We start from the raw sequence: 4749 nt of genomic DNA, 5'->3' as shown, positions 1-4749 counted from the left end.
GATTCAATTTTATGTTATCCATAACTTGTAACGATTATTTTCTTTAACCATAAACTAATATAGGAATCATTATGATTAAGGAGATAATTAATGGACAGACGTAATGAAAATTGCAATTTTAACTACCTTACCGATAGTTTCGGTAGACCTATTCCAAATGAAAATAATTCACTCACTGTCGGAAGTGATGGGCCAGTCCTTTTAGAGGATGTTCCTTTCATTGATAAGATGGCTCATTTTGACAGAGAGAGAATTCCAGAACGTGTCGTTCATGCAAAAGGGGCTGGTGCTTTTGGATTTTTTCAAAATTACCGTTGTATGAGCGATTATACAATGGCAGATTTTCTTCAAATACCAAATGCTAGGACAAAAGTATTCGTACGATTCTCAACTGTTATTGGCTCAAAAGGTTCCGCTGATACAGCTAGAGATCCAAGAGGTTTTGCTGTTAAATTCTACACAAACCAAGGTATCTACGATATTGTAGGTAATGATCTTCCTGTATTCTTTATCAGAGATGCTATTCGTTTTCCTGATGTTATTCATTCACTTAAGCCATCACCAGATACAAACATGCGTGATCCACAACGTTTCTGGGATTTCGTATCTCTTATGCCAGAGGCCACACATATGATCACATGGGTATATTCAGATCGTGGAACCATTAAAGACTATCGTCATGTAGACGGATTCGGTGTTAATACCTATGTATGGGTTAACCGCCGCGGGAAACGTTGTTATGTCAAATTCCACTGGAAAACTATGCAAGGAATTGAAACCATTGATCGTTTTGAAGCAGAAGAATTATCTGGTTCAAATCCTGATATTGCTGTTGAAAATCTATTTAATGCAATCGCATGCGGAAACTTCCCACGTTGGGAACTGTGTGTTCAAATTATGGATCCAGATAAAGTTGAATGCCTAGATTTCGACCCATTAGACGACACAAAGACATGGCCAGAGGACCAATTTCCTTTAATAGCAATAGGAATGATGACTCTGAATGAGAACCCAAGTAACTTCTTTGCCCAAGTTGAACAGTCAGCATTTTGTCCTGCTAACATCGTTCCAGGGGTTGAGTTCTCTGCTGATAAGATGTTACAAGGAAGATCATTTTCTTATCATGATACACAAAGACATCGTCTTGGTACTAACTTTATGCAAATACCAATTAACCGTTCCATCAGTCCCGTTGTTAATAATCAACGTGATGGAGAAGCAACTTATATCTTCAATCCAGAACCAATCAACTATTCACCTAATAGTTTAAATAATAACAGGCCAGTTTCACCTCCTATACATGTTGCTCCACCGACAAAAGCTTGTGGCTTTATCGCTCGTATTCCTATTGAAAATCCAAGTGATTTCAAACAAGCAGGAGATAGATATAACTCTTTAACAAGTTGTGAGAAAGAACATCTTATTGACAATATTGCAAGCGAACTATACAAATGTAGAGATGATATCGTAAATCGTGTTATAAACAATTTCATTAAAGCATCCGAAGAATTTGGATATGGTGTATTAGACGCTGTAAAAAGTTATCGTAACGGGAGATGCTAATAAACACTCTAAACTAAATACATTGAAATGTAATATCAAAAAAGAACAACTTTTTATAGCTGTATGCCATATGTGAGTATATATCTTCACAAAATGACATACAACACAGAAAAGTTGTTCTTTTTGAATTATATTATTGTCTATATTCATAGATTTCTTGATTATCACGTGTGATGCAAAGAAATTCTCTCTCATCCAGTTGGGCTACTAATTCCATCTTTTCTTTTCCTATGTTCAACCACTGTCCTATAACATCTCTTTCCTTTGAACTAATAATCTGATGTAAGAAAACCGAATATACTTCAGTCTTTATATTCTTAGGTAATGAAGATACTTCTTCTTCTATTAACACAATTGATTCCCCATACTTCATTGATGATAAGATATATTCTATAATTGTCTCGACTGCATTTTCCTCCCAAGCTGTTCTTTCACCAGTCCCTTTATTAAGGATACGCCCGATATCTTCTAATACTATTACATGGTTGCTTATGTAATCCATTATCCCTTGTGATTTTCTCATTGCCATGCATCTCCACATATATAGTAATGTAAAGAATTTACGATCAGCTTCATTAACCAGTTCTTCCAATTCTATGCTTGTATTTTGTTCCAATAACGCAGTAAGGTTCATACTATGCTCTGCTCCTAGTAACGCTCCTTTTTTGCCTATTGTCCAACCATTCAATGCATCTCTTACTCTGGCTAAACATTTTAATTGTAATTCACAATCATTTATCTGCTTTTTAATTATTTCTTCTGTTTTAACTAGAATATTAAAAAACGTTGGAAATGCTTTAACTTCTTTGGTATAGGCTAATTTACCAAATTTATCATTGGTATTGGTATATAGGTTCCACCCAAAAGTAACATAAGAATCATAGATTGCCTTCTCTATTATCTCAATTATCAGTGGCTCAAACCCATAACAATGTATGAAATATGCTAATAAAAGTTCTACATGATTATCGATTAATTCCTCTGGATAAAGTTCAAATGGATTAATTTTTAATATCTTACCAGCACACATTAATAATGGATAGCGCTCTACCCTTTGCTTCCCTTTAAACATTCTACTGTATCTTCCTGAATCAAATTCCAATAAGGTAAATGGTCGTTCAAATTTCAAAAGAATATTCTTAAGAGTCTCTTCTCTACCGCTATACCGTTCACCAATTATAATACACCCATGTCGCATCTTTTTACGATCCAAATCAGGAAACATGGAATCATTTACAGATGTAATAGATAGCTCTGGTTTTCTGCTTACTATTGGTGTACAGGCTGATTTCATTGGAAGTGTTACCATATATTTTAATTCCTTACTAGAAAGCCAATTCCCACCATACATATAGTTTCCTACTGAAAATTGAGAATATGCACTTCTTGCTATCACTTCTTGATACGATAATGGGGAAATGTTATTATTACTACAATAGAAATATTTTGGTATTTGAAAGTTTACAATATTATTATATTGATTCATATCTTTGTATAATATAGTTTCCCTTAACGGAACTTTACTTACTGTATCATATTCATTCATTCCCCTCCAAGCAGCAACTGCCCTAGTAAGATTCATCTCATTACCCGCAAAAACAGTTGTGCTGCAGATATAGAGACCTCTGTTTTCCCCATATAGTAATCTAGAATTCATGATTTCATTTATATATCTATTCCATGAACTAACTGCAGTGTTTATATATCTCTCTGTTACACTACAGGTGTTTGTACATGTGTCTCTGTTATTTACTAGTATCCTGTTGTTAGTAGAACAGGACTTCACCCTTGCATTTGCTCTACTAACTAGCCTGTTTATACTCGCTAACGTGAATTCATTCTGTCCAGATAAAAAATCAGCTGCTAACTCCTCCACATCGTTAACTTCATTAGTAATTACTTCATTACTAATGACTTCATTATTGTTTACTTTCTCTTTCTTATCTTCGGTTTCTCTGTGTGTCCTTTGATGTTGATCTTCACTTTCTGAGTTTTGAAGATAACGCATTATATTATCTCCCACAGCTTCAACATTATTTTCCGTAATCCTGTCATCTAACCTTGGATTAACTATTTCAGGAGTTCTATTATTAGTTTTTGTACCATGGTGATTTCGTCTCATCCATGGTAGACCAAAGTTTGTTTTTCTTCTAAAATCTTTATAATTTGATGGTTCTTGACTTCCAATTTCTTTAATAGTAACAGCCTCTTCTTTATGTGGACTAGTATCTTCAATCACTTCTTGAGTTTTTTTGACAAGTTTGTTTTGTTGTTGTATACATAGCGAGCCAATTAGATCTATCAATTCATTATTAGCAACTCCATTGTTGAAGAATAAGTCTTCAATTTCTTGTAAGGACCCTCTTCCTAATTTTAAAGGAAATAAACCAGAAGATGAAAATAACTGAAATTGCAATTGCTCGGTCGATGTATTCGTTTGCGACCTAGTATTTACACGATTTTTATCTACCAAACTTGAAATCTCATTCATATGACTTTGATGATTAACCTTTGAATACTCCAATAATGGTGTAAGAGTATTTAGCATATTTTGTTGATCAGATACAATTTCTTTTATTTCATTCTCACACAATGGCTGTGCAAGGACTAGCACAAGAAAGGATTCATGTTCCATCACGTTTATAAAACGATCCATGCCAAGTGTTGTAGAATTAGAATTAATCACTCCTGGAACTCCTTCTATTACTGCACACGATTGTTGCCTCAATAACTCTCCATGTAGTATGTTCTTCTCCTCTCTGGTCAGCTCAATAATATTGGATCCAGGAAAATTTGCTTCAAAATTTGCCACCAAAGCTTCTTCACCATGTTCAATTTCACATTGTAGATCACTCATTTTCTTCTTTTTATGAAGTATCGGTGCTAACCCGTAATAATAATGAATCATGCTACCAGTTCCTTGTATAAGATATAGATACGTAACATTTTGGTATTGCATTGCGTCTAATATATTCTCAATCGCATATAAATTCTTTGATACCGTATCATATGTCTGATTTGTAACCTCAAATAGTCGTATATTTCTTATATCTATTCCACAATTTGTATTGCATTGTAATTTCTTATTTGAGGCAAGATACATGGAAGACATATTCTGTATCTGTTCAAATACTTCATAATTATTCATATCACCATACATGCTCCTTACATTTCATTCCTTTTTTC

The 4749-nt window shown here is 34.0% G+C and carries 2 protein-coding genes; one reads left to right on the top strand and one right to left on the bottom strand.

Annotation, left to right across the window (positions count from 1 at the left end; all coding sequences use genetic code 11):
• Positions 1-90: 90 nt before the first annotated feature.
• Positions 91-1563, top strand: a complete 1473-nt coding sequence (locus ACW2QF_RS17865) for a catalase (protein ID WP_455717374.1) — start codon at positions 91-93, stop codon at positions 1561-1563.
• A 133-nt stretch (positions 1564-1696) separates the two neighbouring features.
• On the opposite strand, the gene ACW2QF_RS17860 is transcribed toward ACW2QF_RS17865, so the two are convergent.
• Positions 1697-4711, bottom strand: coding sequence for a hypothetical protein (locus ACW2QF_RS17860; protein ID WP_455717373.1), 3015 nt, complete (start codon positions 4709-4711; stop codon positions 1697-1699).
• Positions 4712-4749: the final 38 nt, after the last annotated feature.

The organism is Anaerosporobacter sp., assembly GCF_965301125.1.
Note: the sequence above shows the minus strand (reverse complement) of the source record. Positions and strands in the feature narration are given on the sequence as shown.

What these genes read in the sequence shown, in the direction of transcription:
- ACW2QF_RS17865 (WP_455717374.1), top strand. Translation starts at nt 91, where the DNA reads ATGGACAGACGTAATGAAAATTGCAATTTTAACTACCTTACCGATAGT.
- ACW2QF_RS17860 (WP_455717373.1), bottom strand. Translation starts at nt 4,711, where the DNA reads ATGAATAATTATGAAGTATTTGAACAGATACAGAATATGTCTTCCATG.